Here is an 18377-nt window from a genome sequence, read left to right as displayed (position 1 = left end):
GATTCCAAATTGAACGGATAATTAAAAAAGGACCTGCCAGGTTAAGCATAGTCCTCTCATTTATGGTTTTTAAAATAATCTATATAAGCTTCTTTTTTTATTGGAACCCGCTTTATCCTATTTCTTTCATCTTTATATGTAAAATAGACACAGTTAGTTTTCCATATAAAAAAAGTTGAATCATCATTCCATACTCCATCATGTAGATTTAGATTGATAACAGATTTTGAAGGAATAATTACTGGCGTTATTTCATCAAAATATGCTGTTCGATAGTCAACGCGTTCTGTATCGTCATCCTTAGGTGTACTTTTAATAGTATGTTTTTATTATTTGCAATGGCCCGTCTATCTATTGTAAAATATGTGGGAATTTTATTCCAATTGAATCAATCTTAAGTACAGACCGCTGCCCTGTATGTAGTGAGGAAATTGATGAATCCCAGATGGAAGAAAAGGGCTATGAACTCAATGATGATTGTGAATGGGTAGTGAATGGGTAAAAATTGAAGAATAGAAAAAAGAGGAGGCCTTTAAAAGCCTCCTCAGACTGTAGACAAAATGGTTCCTGGTGCGATGCACCCGGAACCATTTTGAATTTTATATAGAGATATATTGGTTCGAATATACAGACAAAAGAACAGGGTTTCCTTAGCCCGCCCTTTCTCCATTTCCAGATTGCCAGTTTCTTTAGATTCATACATGCAAATAAAAGGGTCAGCTCCATTGTCACTTTTGCCAATCCTCTGTACTGTGTATATCTCATTCCATGTTTTTCTTTTCCGTCTGCAAAGACTCGTTCGATGGTTTCTTTCCGTTTCTGATAGATTTCTTTCATCCCTGTCTGATGACGGATTTCCTCCACCTTTTCCATGTACCCCTCCCATACATGGCGGCTTACCACCTTTACATGGTCTTTGCTTCCTGTACATTGGTTTTGGTACGGACAATCCTTACACTTTTTTCCATCGCTTTTGTATTCTCGGTATCCATCACGGTTTGTTGTGCTGTATTTTAGGATCTGATTATTCGGGCATAAATAACAGTCAAAGTATTCATCATATACATAATCGCTTTTTCGAAAATACCCTTTCTTTGTCATTGGACGTTTATAGGGCATAACCGGAACCTTTCCTTCCTCGATTAGCGTTCTTGCGATTGCTGGTATCTTATAGCCTGCATCCATTACATAGTATTTAGGATATTTTACCCGTTCGCTTACTTTCCGGTACAGTTCCCAAAAGGATACGCTGTCGTGGACATTCCCTGCTGTCACTTCAAAATCTATGACATAATTATTTTTATCACAGCAGGTATTGGCTGCATAAGCAAACACCTGCTTGTGTTCCCCTTTGTGGAACCAGCCACTGTCGGGATCGGTAGTGCTGACCTTTTTGTTTATGGTCTCTGGCGTGGACTCTTTTTCTTTCAATGGCTTTTTCCCGTGTTCCAGCCTGTCCTTCTCTATTTCCTCCTGCAGCTCCTTTTCGTAACATCGGGCTTCTTTTTCCATGGTTTCATTCTGATATTTATGAGGGTTTGCACTGGCTTTGATGTGGGTACCATCAATAAAAAGACTTTCCGTATCCAGGAAACCACAGGCATCCACCTCCATTAGAATCCGGGAGAATATCTTTTGAAAAAGATCCGTATCCTTAAAGCGTCTGGTATAGTTCTTCCCAAAGGTAGAGAAATGAGGGATATCCTCATACAGGCCGTATCCCAGATACCAGCGGTAAGCAAGATTCACTTCAATCTCTTTGATTGTTTTGCGCATGGAAGGGATGCCAAACACGTATTGGAGGATCACGATTTTCATTAATACAACGGGATCAATGCTTTCCCTGCCATAAGGTTTGTAGAGATCTTTAACCTCGTCATAAATAAAGCTTAAATCAATGGCTTCCTCCAGCTTTCGAACCAGATGACCGGAAGGGACGAGGTCATCCAGGCTTGCAATCTGTACCTGAGAACGTTCTGAATAATCTTTTTTCCCCATCATAAGAAAAAACCTCACTTTCGTATAGTACTATTATACTACATCGAAATCCTGAGTGAAAGAAAAAAGACAACCGCCTCCTATTAGGAGGCTAGTTGTCTACAGTCTGAGGAGGCCTTTAAAAGCCTCCTTTTATCATAAAAAAGAGGCATAAGCCTCTTTTATTCATGCATTTCAATTCCATCTTCTGTACTTTCTTCTGTTTCAATAACAGGCGTTGGAATAATCATAAATGTTTCATCATAGTCAACGGTGCAGAATTTTGGTGCTGTTTTGGCAATGATTTCTTTTACAAACATCCTGCGGATATTCTGGTCAACAACCCTTTTAAGCTCTCTTGCTCCATATTCTGGAGATGTTCCAAGTTCTGCAATCTGTTTGATACATCTTTCAGTGAAGGTTGCATTGATGCCCTGAAGCACTAACTTCTCACTTAACTCATCTAATTCCTTTTTTGCAATCTGTACGGTCATTTCATACGTTAAGGAATTGAAGGAAATGATGCCACTTAATCTATTCCGGAATTCAGTTGTAAACAGTGTCTTAACCGCAGTATTGATAGCTTCCTCATTCAAACCTGTGCTGCTTCTGCCAATACCGATTGCTGGCCGGTTTGCATCAGATACACCTGCATTGGATGTCATGATAATGATTGTATTCCTACAGTCTACCTTGTGTCCCTTGCTGTCAGTAATCATACCATAGTCGAACATCTGCAGGAATGTTTTGAAAATGCTTCTGTGTGCTTTTTCAATCTCATCAAATAAGACCACGGAATATGGAGACTTTAGTAATGCGTCTGTTAGTACACCACCTTCATCATATCCAACATATCCAGCTGGAGCACCAATTAGTTTAGATACGGTATGTGCTTCTGAATACTCACTCATATCAAATCTTAAAAGCTTCATACTCATTGTATCTGCGATTGTTTTTGCGAGTTCTGTTTTTCCAACACCGGATGGCCCTACGAATAAGAATACACCAATCGGCTTATTTTCATCACCAAGACCCGATTTAGACATCTGGATACATTCAGTTACCTTCTGGATGGCCTCATCCTGGCCAAATACTTTTGAGCCAAGTTCGGTCTCTAAGTCAGCTACCATTTCCAGGTCGTCCTTTTCCAGGCTTTTCTTTGGAACCTTGCATACTGTGCATACGATGTCAGAAATATCCTTTTCATTGATTACGTTACCATGCTCCGGGTGGATGTCGACATAAGCGCCCGCCTCGTCAATCATATCAATCGCTTTATCTGGAAGAAATCTGTCATGGATATGTTTTGCTGTCAACTTTACAGATGCCTCGATTGCATCATCCGTATATGTAACAGAGTGATATTTTTCATATCCTTCCTTGAGTCCATTTATGATTTCAATTGCATCATCAATGGATGGTTCAGCAATATCAATCCTCTGGAAACGTCTTGCAAGAGCAGGATCTTTTTCAATGTATTTTTGATACTCATTGTATGTGGTTGCTCCAATCACTTTGATTTTGCCTTCTACCAGATGTGTCTTCAACATATTGGCAAGATCCATCGAATCTCCGCCGCAGGAACCAGCACCAATGATCATGTGGATTTCATCAATGAAAAGGATTGGTTTATCCATCTTTTCCAGCGTATCAATCACAGTTTTCATCCTCGATTCAACATCGCCTCGATATTTTGAACCAGCCATAATTGCTGTGATATCAAGTTCAAATAGTTGGGAACCTTTTAGTACATCCGGTACGGTATTATCTGCAATCATTTTTGCAATTCCAAGAGTCACGGCAGACTTACCGACACCTGGTTCTCCGACATGTACTGGATTGGATTTTTCGGCTTTGCATAAAACCTGTAGTGTCCTCTCAATGACATCCTCTCTCCCGATGAATGGCTTTTTATATTCTTTTGCTTTTTCCACGAGATTCTTACAATATTCATTAAATGCTTTTGATTCACTTCTTGGACTGCCACCCATCATGGCTGCCATTAGTTCAGCAACCGGGTCAGGCATCTCCTCAGGTGCACCTTCCATTGGGTCCGTCTTTTTCCTCTTCTGGACTTTAATTTCAGCTTTTGCCACATCAATATTAACTGTAAAGTCAAGCTTATCAATCTCACTGGTTTTTACTAAATCACTATCAACTTCCTGATAGGTCGCAATTTTTATGAATAGATCAGCTTTGTTGATACCATAAGATTCCAGGAAATCTTCAAGACGGAAGTACTCTGTGTTTGCGCATACACCTAAAAACATATGTGCAATCATGATGGTGGAAGATGGAACAACCATTTTTGTGAATTTGTGAATAGCCTTGAAAACATTTTCTTCAATCAGATACCAGTCGAAGCCTTTATCTCCAATTGCTTTTGTTGGCTTATATGTCTTAATATAATGGTCAACAAATAATTTCAATTCTTTATATGAATCGCCTTCATCCGGATAGGATGATTTAAAATCATTTGTCTGCATGATTGCTTTCATTACATGCGGTGCTCCAAGAACTCCGCCTGTTTCCTTTGCGATTTTTTCTGCCTCTGCCAGTACCTCTTTTGCTCTGCTGCTATATAATACACTCATTTTATTTTCTCCTTATAATCAATTAATTTTATGGTAAGGCTCCATCATTGACTTATTTATTCATCAAATGTGTTACCTCCCTTTTTCATTTCATACATAGATAATGTTGGAAAATATTTTAAGATAAAATAAAAAAGACAAAGCGTGAATTTCACAGCTTTGCCTTTATTTTTTTGATATAATCTATCTTATTCCCTTGTGATGATATAATCACCATTGGAATCTTTTGTGACGGTCCACTTAACATCATCACCATCTTTTACGGTGCCTGATGTCTTTACCTTACCTGATTCATTGACTAAGTAATCCTTACCGCCTACGGTTACTTTTTCGTATTTCATACCGTCTTCGGCTTCAACTAACTCACCATTATCATATAAGTATCCTTTTACAACACCAGTCTTAGATTCACCCTTCTCACCAAGAGAACCTTTATCATTGAAGTAATATGTTCCATCATCAAGGTCATCATCATCTGTAATCTTGACTTTACCCTGCTTCATTGCTCCGCTATCCGGATCAAAATAGAACCAATTATCATCAGAACCTTCAACCTTACCAGTTACCATCTTTCCTAAATCATCAAAGCAGTAAACCTTGCTGTTAATCTTTGCGACACCATAATTGTCAGCGATTTCAGTTGTTTTGTAGGAAGCTGAATATGGAATACCTTTCTTGAAGTAATACCAACCCTCTTCTGTTTCTCTTCCTTCATCCTCTTCTCCCATATCATCAAGATAAAGCCATCCATCTACACGGGCACCGTTTCCGGCTTTGTAATACTTGTAGATGCTGGTGTCTGAAGAGGCATCCGAACTTGTTGCAGTAGACCCTTCTGTGAATTCTACCCAGTTATCAAGCATCAATCCGTTTTCATCGAATACGTAGTAGGCATTATTTATTTTCTTTTCTTCATTCGTTACCATTTTTCCATTAGTACCAAAGTAATACCAACCTTCCTCGTCAGCATTAACATCGTCATCATCATCGAAGTCGTCAATATATACCCATCCAGTCTTTACAGAACCATATGTTCCATCATGTTCTGAATTTAAATAGTATGTATCGTCGTCATCCTGTAACCAGCCTTCATCCATCTTTCCATCTGTAAAATGATATTTGTGCTGGTCAACCGTTAAGAAACCATCGTCTTTGGCTTTACCTGTATTCTGGAAATAGAACCAGTAGAACTCACCATCCTCATCCTCCAGATACTGCCACTGATTTTTTACCATCCGACCGGAGCCATCAACATAATAATAGGTATCTCCGTCTTCAATCAGTTCGTTAACAGCCATTCTTCCATCACTGTCAAGATAATACCACTCATCACCTGATTTCTTCCACTGGTCTGTGACTGTATATCCGTCCCTATCATAATATTTCCAAGTAGATCCGTCAGCTTGCCAACCAGTAGCAGCAAAAGAACACATAGATGAGCCTAATGCAAGAACTGCAGCAGTTGACAAAATAGCGATTAACTTTTTATTTCTATTCATATACAATATCTCCTTTATAATTTGTTTTGCATATACTAGTATGAAATAAAGTTCTAGATAAAATTGTAGATTTGATGGAAAAACATTACAATTTTATTACAAATATGTTAACCAGGACTAAAAAAGAACCCTAAATGGGTCCTCAGACTGTAGACAAAATGGTTCCTGGTGCGATGCACCCGGAACCATTTTGAATTTTATATAGAGATATATTGGTTCGAATATACAGACAAAAGAACAGGGTTTCCTTAGCCCGCCCTTTCTCCATTTCCAGATTGCCAGTTTCTTTAGATTCATACATGCAAATAAAAGGGTCAGCTCCATTGTCACTTTTGCCAATCCTCTGTACTGTGTATATCTCATTCCATGTTTTTCTTTTCCGTCTGCAAAGACTCGTTCGATGGTTTCTTTCCGTTTCTGATAGATTTCTTTCATCCCTGTCTGATGACGGATTTCCTCCACCTTTTCCATGTACCCCTCCCATACATGGCGGCTTACCACCTTTACATGGTCTTTGCTTCCTGTACATTGGTTTTGGTACGGACAATCCTTACACTTTTTTCCATCGCTTTTGTATTCTCGGTATCCATCACGGTTTGTTGTGCTGTATTTTAGGATCTGATTATTCGGGCATAAATAACAGTCAAAGTATTCATCATATACATAATCGCTTTTTCGAAAATACCCTTTCTTTGTCATTGGACGTTTATAGGGCATAACCGGAACCTTTCCTTCCTCGATTAGCGTTCTTGCGATTGCTGGTATCTTATAGCCTGCATCCATTACATAGTATTTAGGATATTTTACCCGTTCGCTTACTTTCCGGTACAGTTCCCAAAAGGATACGCTGTCGTGGACATTCCCTGCTGTCACTTCAAAATCTATGACATAATTATTTTTATCACAGCAGGTATTGGCTGCATAAGCAAACACCTGCTTGTGTTCCCCTTTGTGGAACCAGCCACTGTCGGGATCGGTAGTGCTGACCTTTTTGTTTATGGTCTCTGGCGTGGACTCTTTTTCTTTCAATGGCTTTTTCCCGTGTTCCAGCCTGTCCTTCTCTATTTCCTCCTGCAGCTCCTTTTCGTAACATCGGGCTTCTTTTTCCATGGTTTCATTCTGATATTTATGAGGGTTTGCACTGGCTTTGATGTGGGTACCATCAATAAAAAGACTTTCCGTATCCAGGAAACCACAGGCATCCACCTCCATTAGAATCCGGGAGAATATCTTTTGAAAAAGATCCGTATCCTTAAAGCGTCTGGTATAGTTCTTCCCAAAGGTAGAGAAATGAGGGATATCCTCATACAGGCCGTATCCCAGATACCAGCGGTAAGCAAGATTCACTTCAATCTCTTTGATTGTTTTGCGCATGGAAGGGATGCCAAACACGTATTGGAGGATCACGATTTTCATTAATACAACGGGATCAATGCTTTCCCTGCCATAAGGTTTGTAGAGATCTTTAACCTCGTCATAAATAAAGCTTAAATCAATGGCTTCCTCCAGCTTTCGAACCAGATGACCGGAAGGGACGAGGTCATCCAGGCTTGCAATCTGTACCTGAGAACGTTCTGAATAATCTTTTTTCCCCATCATAAGAAAAAACCTCACTTTCGTATAGTACTATTATACTACATCGAAATCCTGAGTGAAAGAAAAAAGACAACCGCCTCCTATTAGGAGGCTAGTTGTCTACAGTCTGAGAACCCTAAATGGGTCCTTTATTATAACAAATCAAAGATATAAGACATTAAATCATCATATTGGCTAGAGGGCATTTTGCCTTCCTCATAAATATCCTGGATTCTAGCCTCCAATTCAGATATATCTGTGTCCGTATCATCTCCATTTAGGATATTAATAATTGTATCCTTCAGTTCACGATATTCTTTACAATAAACATGTTCATTATACATAATCATTCCCTCTGATTAAATTCTGTTTTTTCGTGCCGCACTTTCCTCCACCACTTTTCCATAGATATCTTGATATCAACATAGGCATCAAGTTTTGCCTTTTCACTCAATACATCCTCCTTGGAAGAGTCAACCAAACTCATTTCATCTTCAAAATGGCACCCTTTTTTCATTCTTTCATATTCATCTTCTGCATTATCAACCCTTGATTTTTGGTTTTTACACTGTTTATCCATAAACTTAAAGCATGAGTGAGCACAGTCAATCTTTCCATCCAGATAAGCTTCCTTAATAGACTGTCTTGCAAGTTCCGCATTTTTAAATGACTCATCTTCTGTAACCTCTTTGATGACATGAATGAAATCTGGAATTTGATAAGAATCCTCCTCTTCTGCCAGTTCGATTTCCATAATGGCATACTTATCCCAGAATGGATATATATCGATCTCAATGTATGTATTTAAATAGGAAAGACAATATCGGCTTTTCCTAATTGGGTTTAACGTATAATCCACATTCAACATCTCTTTTAGATATTCTTCCTTTGATAGATTCTTTTCTTTTTCTACCCTTTTTAATCCAGTAATTGTTTTCTTCGTTGTTTTTGTGTATATAAAATCATTCCCATCACCACGCTGCCTGATACGCACTTCATCCGTATCATTATTCATCAGATACATCTGTAAAATTTCAACCTTCTGACAGTTTGGAAGTGATTCAAGGATATTAATGTCCGGATACTCAATCAGAAATTTCTTTTCGATTTCAAAAGGTTCGGGTTCTCCTAAAAAAGAAGCAATTTCCGTTACAAGCCTTAGCATCTTCTTATCAAAATCAGTAGAATTATCAATAATCCTAAGATGGGAATGCCCTGTCCATGCTGCAATTGTTTTATCATCAATTTCTGCTGCTAATTCTGGAGATTCTGATCTGGCTTCATTATTACCTTTATCATCTGAATCAGGATTGTTCCATACATAAAACTGTTCTGCTCCCTTTGCAGCTGTTACCAAATGGAATACGGCATCATAATCAGCCATCATCATTGTCTCAGTCAATCCTAGTTCCTCTAACCATCTCTCCTTATCCTCTGGTGATAGATATGCTTCTGCATCCAAAGATCCTCGATCGCATACAATTAATATCTTATCTGAATCCAGTGATTTTGCATGATTCTCATAAAAACGTTCTTTTGATTTAATGAGGTGATATAAACCTGTTTGAAAAGCAACTGTGGAAACCTCCCATGGTTTTGCACCTCCATTAATGGATTCAGTTGCTGCCTCTGATACAATTAACACTTTGTAACCTTTATTTGTAAAATAGTTGATGATCCAACTGATTCCACTTGTTTTACCTGCACATGGACCACCGGTTAAAGCAATTTTCGTAATCTGTTTCATGATATTCTCCTTCTTGACTTAGTGAGTGACACAAATAGTATGTCATGCTTTTAGCCGTTAAAAGAAATAAACAACCCGAATGGTTATTGAGCCAATTACATATTTATGTGTTATAATTAAAACAGATAAAATAAGAGGGAGTGTTTATGATTATGAAACGAGGATTAATTACTTTTTTTGTCATCTCAACAATCTTCACTGGTTGTGCTTCTCATTCAGAAACAATTGAAACTACAGATAATATAGTGGTAGAGGAAACAGCCAATGTCGAAACGGAGGTTTCTATACCAAATATTAAAATCACAGAACCAGCCACGGTCCCAGAGACTGAGGATATTAAGGTGGTTGAATATGATACGTTACAGACTTTATTTGTATCCTTTACACCTAATACAACAGTGGAAGAACTGGAAACTCTTATTGCTGAACACGATTTATCTTTTACATCCCAAGAATACAATAAATTATCGGGTGGTAAAACGCTTAAATATATAATTGCATATACGGATGGTGTTGCAAAGCAGAAATATGCTGATTCCGGTGATTATATTGACGTAACCTTTGATAAGGACAATGACTTGAAACTTATGTATGCCCAATACTGTAATTTAAAGGCAATTGGGCCATCCGCATTGTTATATTGTTATGGGAATTGGTATAGTTTTAGCGATTCAAATGCAAACGATTATTCGGGTTACTATTTAGTCAACACACTTTCTAGAGAAGATGGTATTACAATCGAATATACTAATGGGAACAAGGTAGCCACACATTACTTTAAATGTTCTTCCGCAGAAGATGTAATACAGAAACTTCTAAGCAGCATAGATGAGACATGATGATTCCATCCTTTTATCATGAAAATCAAACCTCCATATTATATGAAATAAAGATAAATGGAAAACATATAATAAGGAGGTCATCAAATGAATCTGATTAGTAAAATATTAAAAATAAAAAAGGAAATTGAGAATGATCCCACACTTACTTCTTTAATTCGAAATGGAACCATTGAGTACATAGCTCAAAGTGCTGAAAGAGGTTATGAGAATTTTTCGATTTTTTGCTATTATCCAAATGAGAAGGCGTGGACACTTGATAAGGATTATATGGTCCTATTAGAATATGCTGATGATGGGACTTACCGCTTCGTATCTATCATCGATTATACTGATTTTTTATGGCTGAATCTTGATATGAGTAAGGATGCGGCTGAATTAAGAGAACTTATTTTTCTTGATAGAACTTTAAAAAATCTGAAACCTGGCATTTTGACATGCCTAGGTCATTGTGCCGATGCCTATCGGTTATGGCTATTTCAATATAAAAGTACTTATGTCTTATTAGGTGATCTTGGTAATGGAAATTACTCATTTTACAAAGAAGTAAAAGACCCAGCTGATGTTCCGGTTGATTCGTGATATGGTTTATGATAATAAAAAAGGAGGCTAATCCCTCCTTTTGTTTTTCCAAGCAATCACATGCCATCCTTCTTCTGATACAAAGGTAGATGAGTCAAAGTATAATTCATCTTCAAAACTTTGTCCTGTTTTGCAATCAAAAACTAGACAATCATGGATGCCCTCTACAACTGGGAGCTTGCAATGGACTGGAATCCATTCAGGTCTCTCCGGTTCTGTCGGTAACTCACTGATTCCAGTTAGCAGGTCATGAAATTTCCATGGATATTGATAGTGTTCCATAAGATATTCAATCAGAACCTTTTTGTCAATCATTTTCTTTTCATCCATTACATTCCCTGTTCCTCTTTCGTGTATATTTCGATAATATTCCCGTCATTATTTCTCACTACAAAACCGTTCATTATATCTGTGATTGGTTCATACCAGATATCATAGTCTTTCCCACTCTTGATTAATCCGATATCATCATCTCCCATTTTCAATGGTTCACATGTGGGATTATCCGACTTATCTGTCTGTATTTTTTTTCCACATCTATTACAAAAAAATCGATTTCCTAGATTTTTTACCATTGCAACATTTGGGTCAAAATCATCTTCCAATTTCGTATCACATAGGAAACAAGTTTCAAACGGATGATAATCCATTTGTAGGCTCTTTCTTTTACTAACTAAAGAACCTACCGTCATATTCAGTCTCCATACAGTCGGATTTATCTCATAAGTTTTTTTCTGAATTTTCGTGATTTTCATTCTCTTCACTCTCTCCCTTTAATTTTATGATTGTATCTTCCAGCCACGAAAGATATGACATGTTTGAGTTCTCTCTGCAATATTCTTCATAGAGAAGCAGGCTTCCATCATTCACAATCTCAAAATTGCCAAGATCCATGTCTGTACATTCATAGACGATATCGCTCGCTTTTCTACCACCAAGCTCACTTTTTGTCACACGGTTATCTGTATATGGGCTTTCATACCAAACAGGTTTTTCCTGCTTCTTGTTGAACTCGGCATATCTATCTTCTGCGATTATAAAAATGACACAATCAGAATTTGCATCTAATTCAGCAGAGATAACTTTTCCCATCATACCTTCTTCGTATTGTGAGTCAGAGTCTGCAACACAATCTGTAAACCGGACCGTTGGATTCCAGCCTTTTTTAACTCTTTCATATAGTTCCTGTCCTGTCATTATGACCTCCCTCATTCATTAATACATAATCGGAATTTCCGGCTTGTTTTTCACTTTTATATAAATCGTATTTTCACTATGCTTCACTTTATAGCCTTCCAGTTCCCATGAATATACATCAATCTCACAATCTGTCAGTTTTGATTTTAAATGAAGCATATCCGGGTTCATGAATTCCACGAATTTACTTATATCTTCAATCTCCGAATAACCAATTGTTAAAAGTGCGCCATAAACAATGCCTGTCAAATTGCCCTCTTGCGCTTTTTTATATGAGTCTATTATAAGACTTTTAAATATACCATCTTTCATTTCACTTTATCCTCCACAGCCCATTACTTATGGTATCCGATTTTTTCTAATAGTTCGTCCATATATTCATAATACATGTTTTTTGTTTTTTCATGAGCTGGCCATGATTCAATCCAATCTAAAGAGTCTTTCATTTCCCTGCATTTATGGATATCTGCCATGGTTTCAGCATCATTTGAATAGATTTCTTCAATCATGTCAAAGAAACGATCTGAGCCACCTCTGGTTCCTTTTAGTTCCTGTAATTTATTGATTTCAGTTTCATTTAATATATACATATGTTTTCTCCTTCTTTTTAATTTTATATTAGTATAATGTAGTGAAACAGAACCGATTAACGATTAAAAAAATAAAAGCGGAAATTTCCGCTTTTATTGTGTTTTTACTTCAAATCCATAATCATCCACTTGCCCGGTTTAACTGACATATACTGGTTTTTAATCAACGTACAATCCATATCCAAATTGTACGTTAAGATTACCATTCCACCATCCATTGATTGCTTCAAAGTCATCTTTGACAGGCTTGTATGACCAGTCCTGCGGCATACTAAGCCCAATAAAGTCCATGATTAATGCAGCAGCACCTTCTGTAGATATACACTGATCATCAATATCATCAAAATATTCGGTTGCATCAATCCCATATTTCTTTAAAATCTTACATGCTTCTTTTGAAATTTCACAAGATTGATATTCGGTCCATATCTGCATCAGTGAACGGTGTCTTAGTCCCAAACCGGTATAATCTTCATTATGATTAAAACTTAATCCTGTTTTCCTACAACTGTCCTTATATGCCTGCTGAATCATATCGACTGGATAATTTGATATGTATTTATAACTATCATAATGTCCATGACCATCTTCTGACCAATCTCCAAGTGTTAATTTTACCTTATATTGTTCCATATATTTCTCCTTTTGTTTTTTATTTACTTTAATATGATGTAGAATAACTCACTTAATTAAATCACACTCCTACTAAATTGCTCCTTTGCATTTTTATCAATGAACAGATGGCATCATACAGTTGAGGCGTCCAGTTATTTCGTTCTCCACATGCACAATAACCACATGGAGAAACATCTTTATAATTAGGGTTTCCATGTACATGCCCAAATATGTTAACATATGGCATGTTTAATGTCATATAGAGTGGTTCATGGGACAAAAGTACAAATCCATCAATTAAGACAGGATGGTCATATACCTTCTCAAACCCGATATCATGCCAATCCATGATAGATAAGTGCCTGTCATGGTTTCCCATAATAAGATATTTATGCCCACATAGCTGGTCTAAGATATCTTTTGTTTTTTCTTTTCCTAATGATGAGACATCTCCCATGTGGTAAATCTCATCTTCTGGCATGATTGTCTGGTTCCAAGTATGGACGAATGTATCCAAATAATCATTGCTATCCTCAAATGGCCACTTTTCATAACGTATGATTGCTTCATCTCCAAAGTGTGTATCTGAAATCAAATAAACCGACATAACGATCTTCCTTTCCCATATATTGAATCAAACAACATTAACGACCTGATTGTCATACCCAAGTGCCTTGAACCGCTCCACTATCTTATCAATGTTTTCTTTTGCTATTTCTTTTAAGATACAGCTTCTTCCTTTGTTAAGTGCCGCTACACCAACAGATCCGCTGCCTGCGAACTGATCAAGTACTATCTCATTTTCTACCGTGACATAATCAAGGATGTCCTCGATGAGTGCTACTGGGATTTCGGCCTGATGAATACGTTCCTTTCTTGAAACATATTGATGGTTAAATTCAGTCGGAAGCATTTTGGCCGTTCCACTCATATACATTGAGGTTCCTGTTTCCTTTGTCTTTTTTGCATCTAACCTAAGAGACCTTGCCTTTCCTTTGGAGAAAATCATCACATCCTGTGTGTTTTTTGCTTTCCTTCCAGTATTGCTAACAAAGGTTCCTTTTTTCCAAGGGACTTTTGAATAATAGAGAAGACCGCACTCCTCTGCATACTGTTTGATCTGATAAAGATATTTATAGTTGGACTCATTTTCAGATGGGATAATCTCGACCAGAAAAGCTCCATCCTTTAACACCCTCGCTTTTTCTTTAAAGTCCTCCAATGTATAATTGAAACAGTTGTATAATGCAAACTTACGGCCGCCGCCAATATTGGATTTTTTATCATCCCAAGGATGGTCGGTTATGATACAGTCGATGGATTGGTCTTCGAACATTGATAAATCACGTCCGTCATCTTCCATTAACAGGCATGTGTTTTTGTCATCCTTTGTACAATATATGCCTTTGGCTATCTTTTCAAATTTTACTCCCAGATTGTCATATATCCGCGCCCGTAACGTTGTATTTGGTTTATCTGAAAAAGCTTCGTATAATTCTTTCAAGCTGAATTTGTCTTTTGATTTAAACACGGTAAATATTAAATTTGCAAGACTTTCCATATTAATTTCTCCTTCATTTGATTTTAAAATTAGTATGTATCGGATGTTTTTTCTATAAAGGCTTATTATTTTTTCTATAAAAAAACAGGGTATGAACCCTGTTTTATATATGATTTATTTAAAGAGCGTTAGCTGCAAGTACGGCCTTGATTGTAAGATAACTACAATCCTCCGGCATGCCATCCTTCAACGTTCTGAGTTTTCGATCCCAATCACCGGCAGTTGCTTTTGTCACAATATCATCTGCATATTCTGCCTGAATATATGGAGTAGCATTTACTCCCTCTTCGCGAATCATTCTTACGATTTCACGTTCTACAATGTATGTATTGGCTCCAGACGCCTCCATGATTTCCTCAGGAGACTTGCCTTCACGAATTGCGTTATCAACGCAGTTTACCATTTCCTCATGAGATAATCTTCCCTCACGTCTTACCATGTCAGCTACATAAGCAATCGTATCATATGTACAATCCTCTGGAAGCTGTTCCTTGATTGGCTTTAACTTTCCGTCCCAATCATTGTCCGATACAAAAGGTCTGATCTGATCAATATATTCGGTCTGAATATAGTTCGGTACAGTATTTGTTTTTGCTAGCTCACGGTTGATGATGTCGCAAACAAACAATGGGTTCTTACGGATATTTCCAGCAATTGTACGAACCGCAGTTCCCTTATCATACATGGTCATGATGTATTCCTTCATTGTAAGCTTTTCAAGCTTTCCACCACATACTGGACAAAACTCGAAATACTTTGGATAATCTTTTTCAGTTTTACATTCTACACAACGTTTAATCATTTTAATTTCCTCTCTTTTCACGAATATTATATTGAAGCTCCCAATCTGCCTTAAGATAGCACTGAGTAGCTGATGTGATTGCTAATTCTCGATTATTCTGCAATACATAGATAGTATGTAGTGATTTTTCCAAAACAACTAAAAAAAATCAAAAAAAGAGGCATTGCCTCTTTTTACTTTCTAAATCACTATTCAGATTGCTCCACATAATAAGAATCCCAATAATCAATTTTATAATTATAATTTTCAATAATTAAGGAATCTTCCATTTTTCGTGTCCGTTCCCTCTTTTCTTTCTCGTCTGCTTTTCTTTTTGCTTTTTCTTCTGGAGTTTCATCATAGTAGGAATCAATTTCTGCTTCTAATTGTTCAAACAGTTCCTCTGCACTGATGCACTTCTCCGGATCATAATTCATCCTGTCATCTAAAACCGCTATTTCCTTCTCACGGTTTTTCTGTGAAGTCTCATAATCATATCCAAACCAGGTAAGTTCATGGATGATTGCCGTTATGATTTCATCCATCGGATACAGATGCAATGACACATCCGACATTTGATATCCGAGGATATCTTTCCAATCCTCAAACATGAAACAATACGTTTGGATTGGATTAAGTGGATTTTCTTTTATTTCGTCCAGTTGTTTCACTTTGTTGATCATCCCTGGTTTGTATTTATCAAGATCATTTTTATTGAAGCAAAAAACATCATAATCGGATATGATATTGTCATCCAAATCCAAATCCTTATATCGTATGACTCCACATATTGTTTCAGGATTTGTATGGATAGATAATCCACACATTTCATTAACTGCATCACATATTCTCGTTTTATATTTATGAATCACCTTTTCATAAATTTCGTCATCCGATTCTGAAGTGTCTCGATGTTCATTCTCACGTATATATTCTTTATATTTTGCAATTGCTAAAGTACAGTTTACAAGGGACTACACAGGGTAGGTATCTGACGGGAGGTGTTCCGCCCGTCAGATTTTCCATGTGATATTCAAGCTGTCGCTTGTGGCGGCTATGGTGGTAATCATCAAATCCACCACCCGCCGCTTGTCGTCAAAGGATACATTCTCCCAAGTGTCGAGGTAGCCGGAAATCTGGCTGACCTGTTCCGGGCTGATGGCTTCCACCGTCAGCTCCGCTATCCTCGCCAGAAGTTCCTGCTTGCGTCCGTCCAGTTCCGCTATCTTCACATTCACATAGGAGAGCAGGACATTGTTTGCGCCCGTCAGACTGTCCACCAGCTTTTCAATCTCGCTGTCCACATGGGCAAGCTCCACTTGCAGTGCTGCAATTTTCGGGTTTGCCTTTGCCGCTTTCTTTCTGCCTGTCAGCGTCTTGTAGCTTGCCAGTTTCTTTACCATCTGCTGATAAACAACCGCTTCCAGTTCCGAAGTGATGATTTTCCCGCACCCGGCACAGCTTTTATTGTCCAGCCGTTTCGTACAGCGAAGGTATTGCTTGCCGGAGGGATTGAAGATACTCATAAGGGCATACCCGCAGTTCCCGCACTTGATTTTTCCCGCCAGCCATGTGTGGGTGGCTTTTCGGGCAGACTGGATTTTCATGTTGTTCATCAGCTTCTTGCGGCAGGTCAGCCAGATGTCGGAGGGGACAATGCCCTCATGGGGAGCCAGCACCAGCATTTGGTCTTTCAAGTCGTTCTTTTTGCTGGGCTTCACATCCCGCCCTTGATACAGATAGCAGCCGTTCATGCCTGTAAAATCGGCAGCGTCATTGACAATGACTGTCCCTTGACTTTTGAAAAATTCGTACACATCAAGGTCTGCCTGCACATAGACAGGATTGCGTAACATCTGCGCCAGCGTGGGGCGTATCAGCTCTTTGCCGTTGAATAAAATCCCCTGTTCGGCAAAGTACCGGGTAATGTCCCCGTAGGAGGTTGTGGGCTGGGCGTACATCTCAAACATCAGCCGGATATTTGCCGCTTCGTCCGGGTTTACCACCAGCTTCTTTGTGTTGATACCGTCCATCTTAATCGGCTCTGTATGGAAGCCGTAAGGGGCTTTCCCGCCCATCTTGAAGCCCCGCTGACTGCGGGAGTAGTAAGCGTCTGTCACCCGCTTCTGTATCGTTTCCCGTTCAAGCTGGGCGAACACGATACAGATATTCAGCATCGCCCGCCCCATCGGGGTGGAGGTATCAAACTTTTCCGTAGAGGACACAAACTCCACATTGTACTGCTGGAACAGCTCCATCATGTTGGCAAAGTCCAGAATGGAACGGCTGATACGGTCGAGCTTGTAAACCACGACCTTTGCAATCAAGCCCCGCTTGATGTCCCGCACCAGTTCTTGAAACTTCGGACGGTCTGTGTTCTTGCCGCTGTATCCTTTGTCTGTATATTCCTTACAGTTACCGCCTTTCAATTCGTATTTGCAAAACTCAATCTGGCTTTCAATGGAAATGCTGTCCTTTTTGTCCACCGATTGCCTTGCATAGATTGCGTCTATTCTGTTATTCATTTTGTCGCTCCTTTTCTTCAAAAAGAAACGGAGCTGCTGACAATTCTATTATACTGCCAGCAGCCCCGTAAATCAACGATGGCTTCGGAAAACCTTACGCCCCGGCTTCCTCTTTCTTCCGCTTATCGGCATATTTGCGGAACACCTCATAAAGCTGCTGTTCCAGCTCCCGGCGTTTTGCCGCTTCCTGCTCCGGCGTGAACACCGGGGAGAGATTTTCCAGCGTGATTTCCTTTCCCTGAAAAGTCACGACTTCGGTTTCTTTCTTGTATCTGATATGCTCCATAGTACCTCC

At 38.5% G+C, this 18377-nt stretch carries 19 protein-coding genes; 2 read left to right on the top strand and 17 right to left on the bottom strand.

Annotated elements, in window-relative coordinates; translation table 11 throughout:
- Window positions 1-459: 459 nt before the first annotated feature.
- The 5 genes from ACLTD4_RS04575 to ACLTD4_RS04555 form a co-directional block, all read right to left on the bottom strand.
- The gene (locus tag ACLTD4_RS04575; RefSeq protein ID WP_412331168.1) at window positions 460-2001 is read right to left on the bottom strand and encodes an IS1182 family transposase; all 1542 of its coding nucleotides are present in this window, start codon (window positions 1999-2001) and stop codon (window positions 460-462) included.
- 158 nt (window positions 2002-2159) lie between these two features.
- Complete coding sequence (locus ACLTD4_RS04570; protein ID WP_412331167.1) at window positions 2160-4571, bottom strand: AAA family ATPase; 2412 nt, start codon at window positions 4569-4571, stop codon at window positions 2160-2162.
- A gap of 188 nt (window positions 4572-4759) precedes the next feature.
- Window positions 4760-6070, bottom strand: coding sequence for a hypothetical protein (locus tag ACLTD4_RS04565; protein ID WP_412331166.1), 1311 nt, complete (start codon window positions 6068-6070; stop codon window positions 4760-4762).
- A 117-nt stretch (window positions 6071-6187) separates the two neighbouring features.
- Complete coding sequence (locus ACLTD4_RS04560; protein ID WP_412331165.1) at window positions 6188-7669, bottom strand: IS1182 family transposase; 1482 nt, start codon at window positions 7667-7669, stop codon at window positions 6188-6190.
- A 322-nt stretch (window positions 7670-7991) separates the two neighbouring features.
- On the bottom strand, window positions 7992-9392 hold the full coding sequence (locus ACLTD4_RS04555) for an AAA family ATPase (RefSeq protein ID WP_412331164.1): 1401 nt from the start codon (window positions 9390-9392) through the stop codon (window positions 7992-7994).
- A 146-nt stretch (window positions 9393-9538) separates the two neighbouring features.
- On the opposite strand from ACLTD4_RS04555, the gene ACLTD4_RS04550 reads away from it, so the two are divergent.
- Window positions 9539-10231 (top strand): hypothetical protein, encoded by a 693-nt coding sequence (locus ACLTD4_RS04550; RefSeq protein ID WP_412331163.1) that lies wholly within the window; start codon window positions 9539-9541, stop codon window positions 10229-10231.
- 87 nt (window positions 10232-10318) lie between these two features.
- Window positions 10319-10813, top strand: coding sequence for a hypothetical protein (locus ACLTD4_RS04545; RefSeq protein ID WP_412331162.1), 495 nt, complete (start codon window positions 10319-10321; stop codon window positions 10811-10813).
- Window positions 10814-10840: 27 nt separating this feature from the next.
- Here the strand turns inward: ACLTD4_RS04545 and ACLTD4_RS04540 are convergent, their stop codons facing one another.
- The 12 genes from ACLTD4_RS04540 to ACLTD4_RS04485 all read right to left on the bottom strand — a co-directional run bounded on the left by ACLTD4_RS04540 (window position 10841) and on the right by ACLTD4_RS04485 (window position 18368).
- Window positions 10841-11143, bottom strand: coding sequence for a hypothetical protein (locus ACLTD4_RS04540; RefSeq protein WP_412331161.1), 303 nt, complete (start codon window positions 11141-11143; stop codon window positions 10841-10843).
- Window positions 11143-11505 (bottom strand): hypothetical protein, encoded by a 363-nt coding sequence (locus ACLTD4_RS04535; protein WP_412331160.1) that lies wholly within the window; start codon window positions 11503-11505, stop codon window positions 11143-11145. The genes ACLTD4_RS04540 and ACLTD4_RS04535 overlap by 1 nt, the downstream gene beginning before the upstream one ends.
- 28 nt (window positions 11506-11533) lie before the next feature.
- Window positions 11534-12010, bottom strand: coding sequence for a hypothetical protein (locus ACLTD4_RS04530; protein WP_412331159.1), 477 nt, complete (start codon window positions 12008-12010; stop codon window positions 11534-11536).
- A gap of 18 nt (window positions 12011-12028) precedes the next feature.
- Window positions 12029-12322, bottom strand: a complete 294-nt coding sequence (locus tag ACLTD4_RS04525) for a hypothetical protein (protein ID WP_412331158.1) — start codon at window positions 12320-12322, stop codon at window positions 12029-12031.
- Between the two features lie 23 nt (window positions 12323-12345).
- The gene (locus ACLTD4_RS04520) at window positions 12346-12600 is read right to left on the bottom strand and encodes a hypothetical protein (protein ID WP_412331157.1); all 255 of its coding nucleotides are present in this window, start codon (window positions 12598-12600) and stop codon (window positions 12346-12348) included.
- Window positions 12601-12759: 159 nt separating this feature from the next.
- On the bottom strand, window positions 12760-13233 hold the full coding sequence (locus ACLTD4_RS04515) for a hypothetical protein (protein WP_412331156.1): 474 nt from the start codon (window positions 13231-13233) through the stop codon (window positions 12760-12762).
- A 61-nt stretch (window positions 13234-13294) separates the two neighbouring features.
- Window positions 13295-13822: a metallophosphoesterase gene (locus ACLTD4_RS04510; protein WP_412331155.1), complete on the bottom strand. Its 528-nt coding sequence runs from the start codon at window positions 13820-13822 to the stop codon at window positions 13295-13297.
- Between the two features lie 27 nt (window positions 13823-13849).
- Window positions 13850-14776: a DNA-methyltransferase gene (locus ACLTD4_RS04505; protein ID WP_412331154.1), complete on the bottom strand. Its 927-nt coding sequence runs from the start codon at window positions 14774-14776 to the stop codon at window positions 13850-13852.
- A 118-nt stretch (window positions 14777-14894) separates the two neighbouring features.
- Window positions 14895-15578, bottom strand: a complete 684-nt coding sequence (locus ACLTD4_RS04500) for a helix-turn-helix domain-containing protein (protein WP_412331153.1) — start codon at window positions 15576-15578, stop codon at window positions 14895-14897.
- A 188-nt stretch (window positions 15579-15766) separates the two neighbouring features.
- Window positions 15767-16429, bottom strand: a complete 663-nt coding sequence (locus ACLTD4_RS04495; RefSeq protein ID WP_412331152.1) for a DUF6557 family protein — start codon at window positions 16427-16429, stop codon at window positions 15767-15769.
- A 141-nt stretch (window positions 16430-16570) separates the two neighbouring features.
- Window positions 16571-18082 (bottom strand): recombinase family protein, encoded by a 1512-nt coding sequence (locus tag ACLTD4_RS04490; protein WP_412331151.1) that lies wholly within the window; start codon window positions 18080-18082, stop codon window positions 16571-16573.
- A gap of 94 nt (window positions 18083-18176) precedes the next feature.
- A complete protein-coding gene (locus ACLTD4_RS04485) occupies window positions 18177-18368 on the bottom strand; it encodes a hypothetical protein (RefSeq protein ID WP_227884461.1) in 192 nt (63 codons plus the stop codon).
- Window positions 18369-18377: the final 9 nt, after the last annotated feature.

This window comes from Hungatella sp. (genome assembly GCF_046966825.1).
Note: the sequence above shows the minus strand (reverse complement) of the source record. Positions and strands in the feature narration are given on the sequence as shown.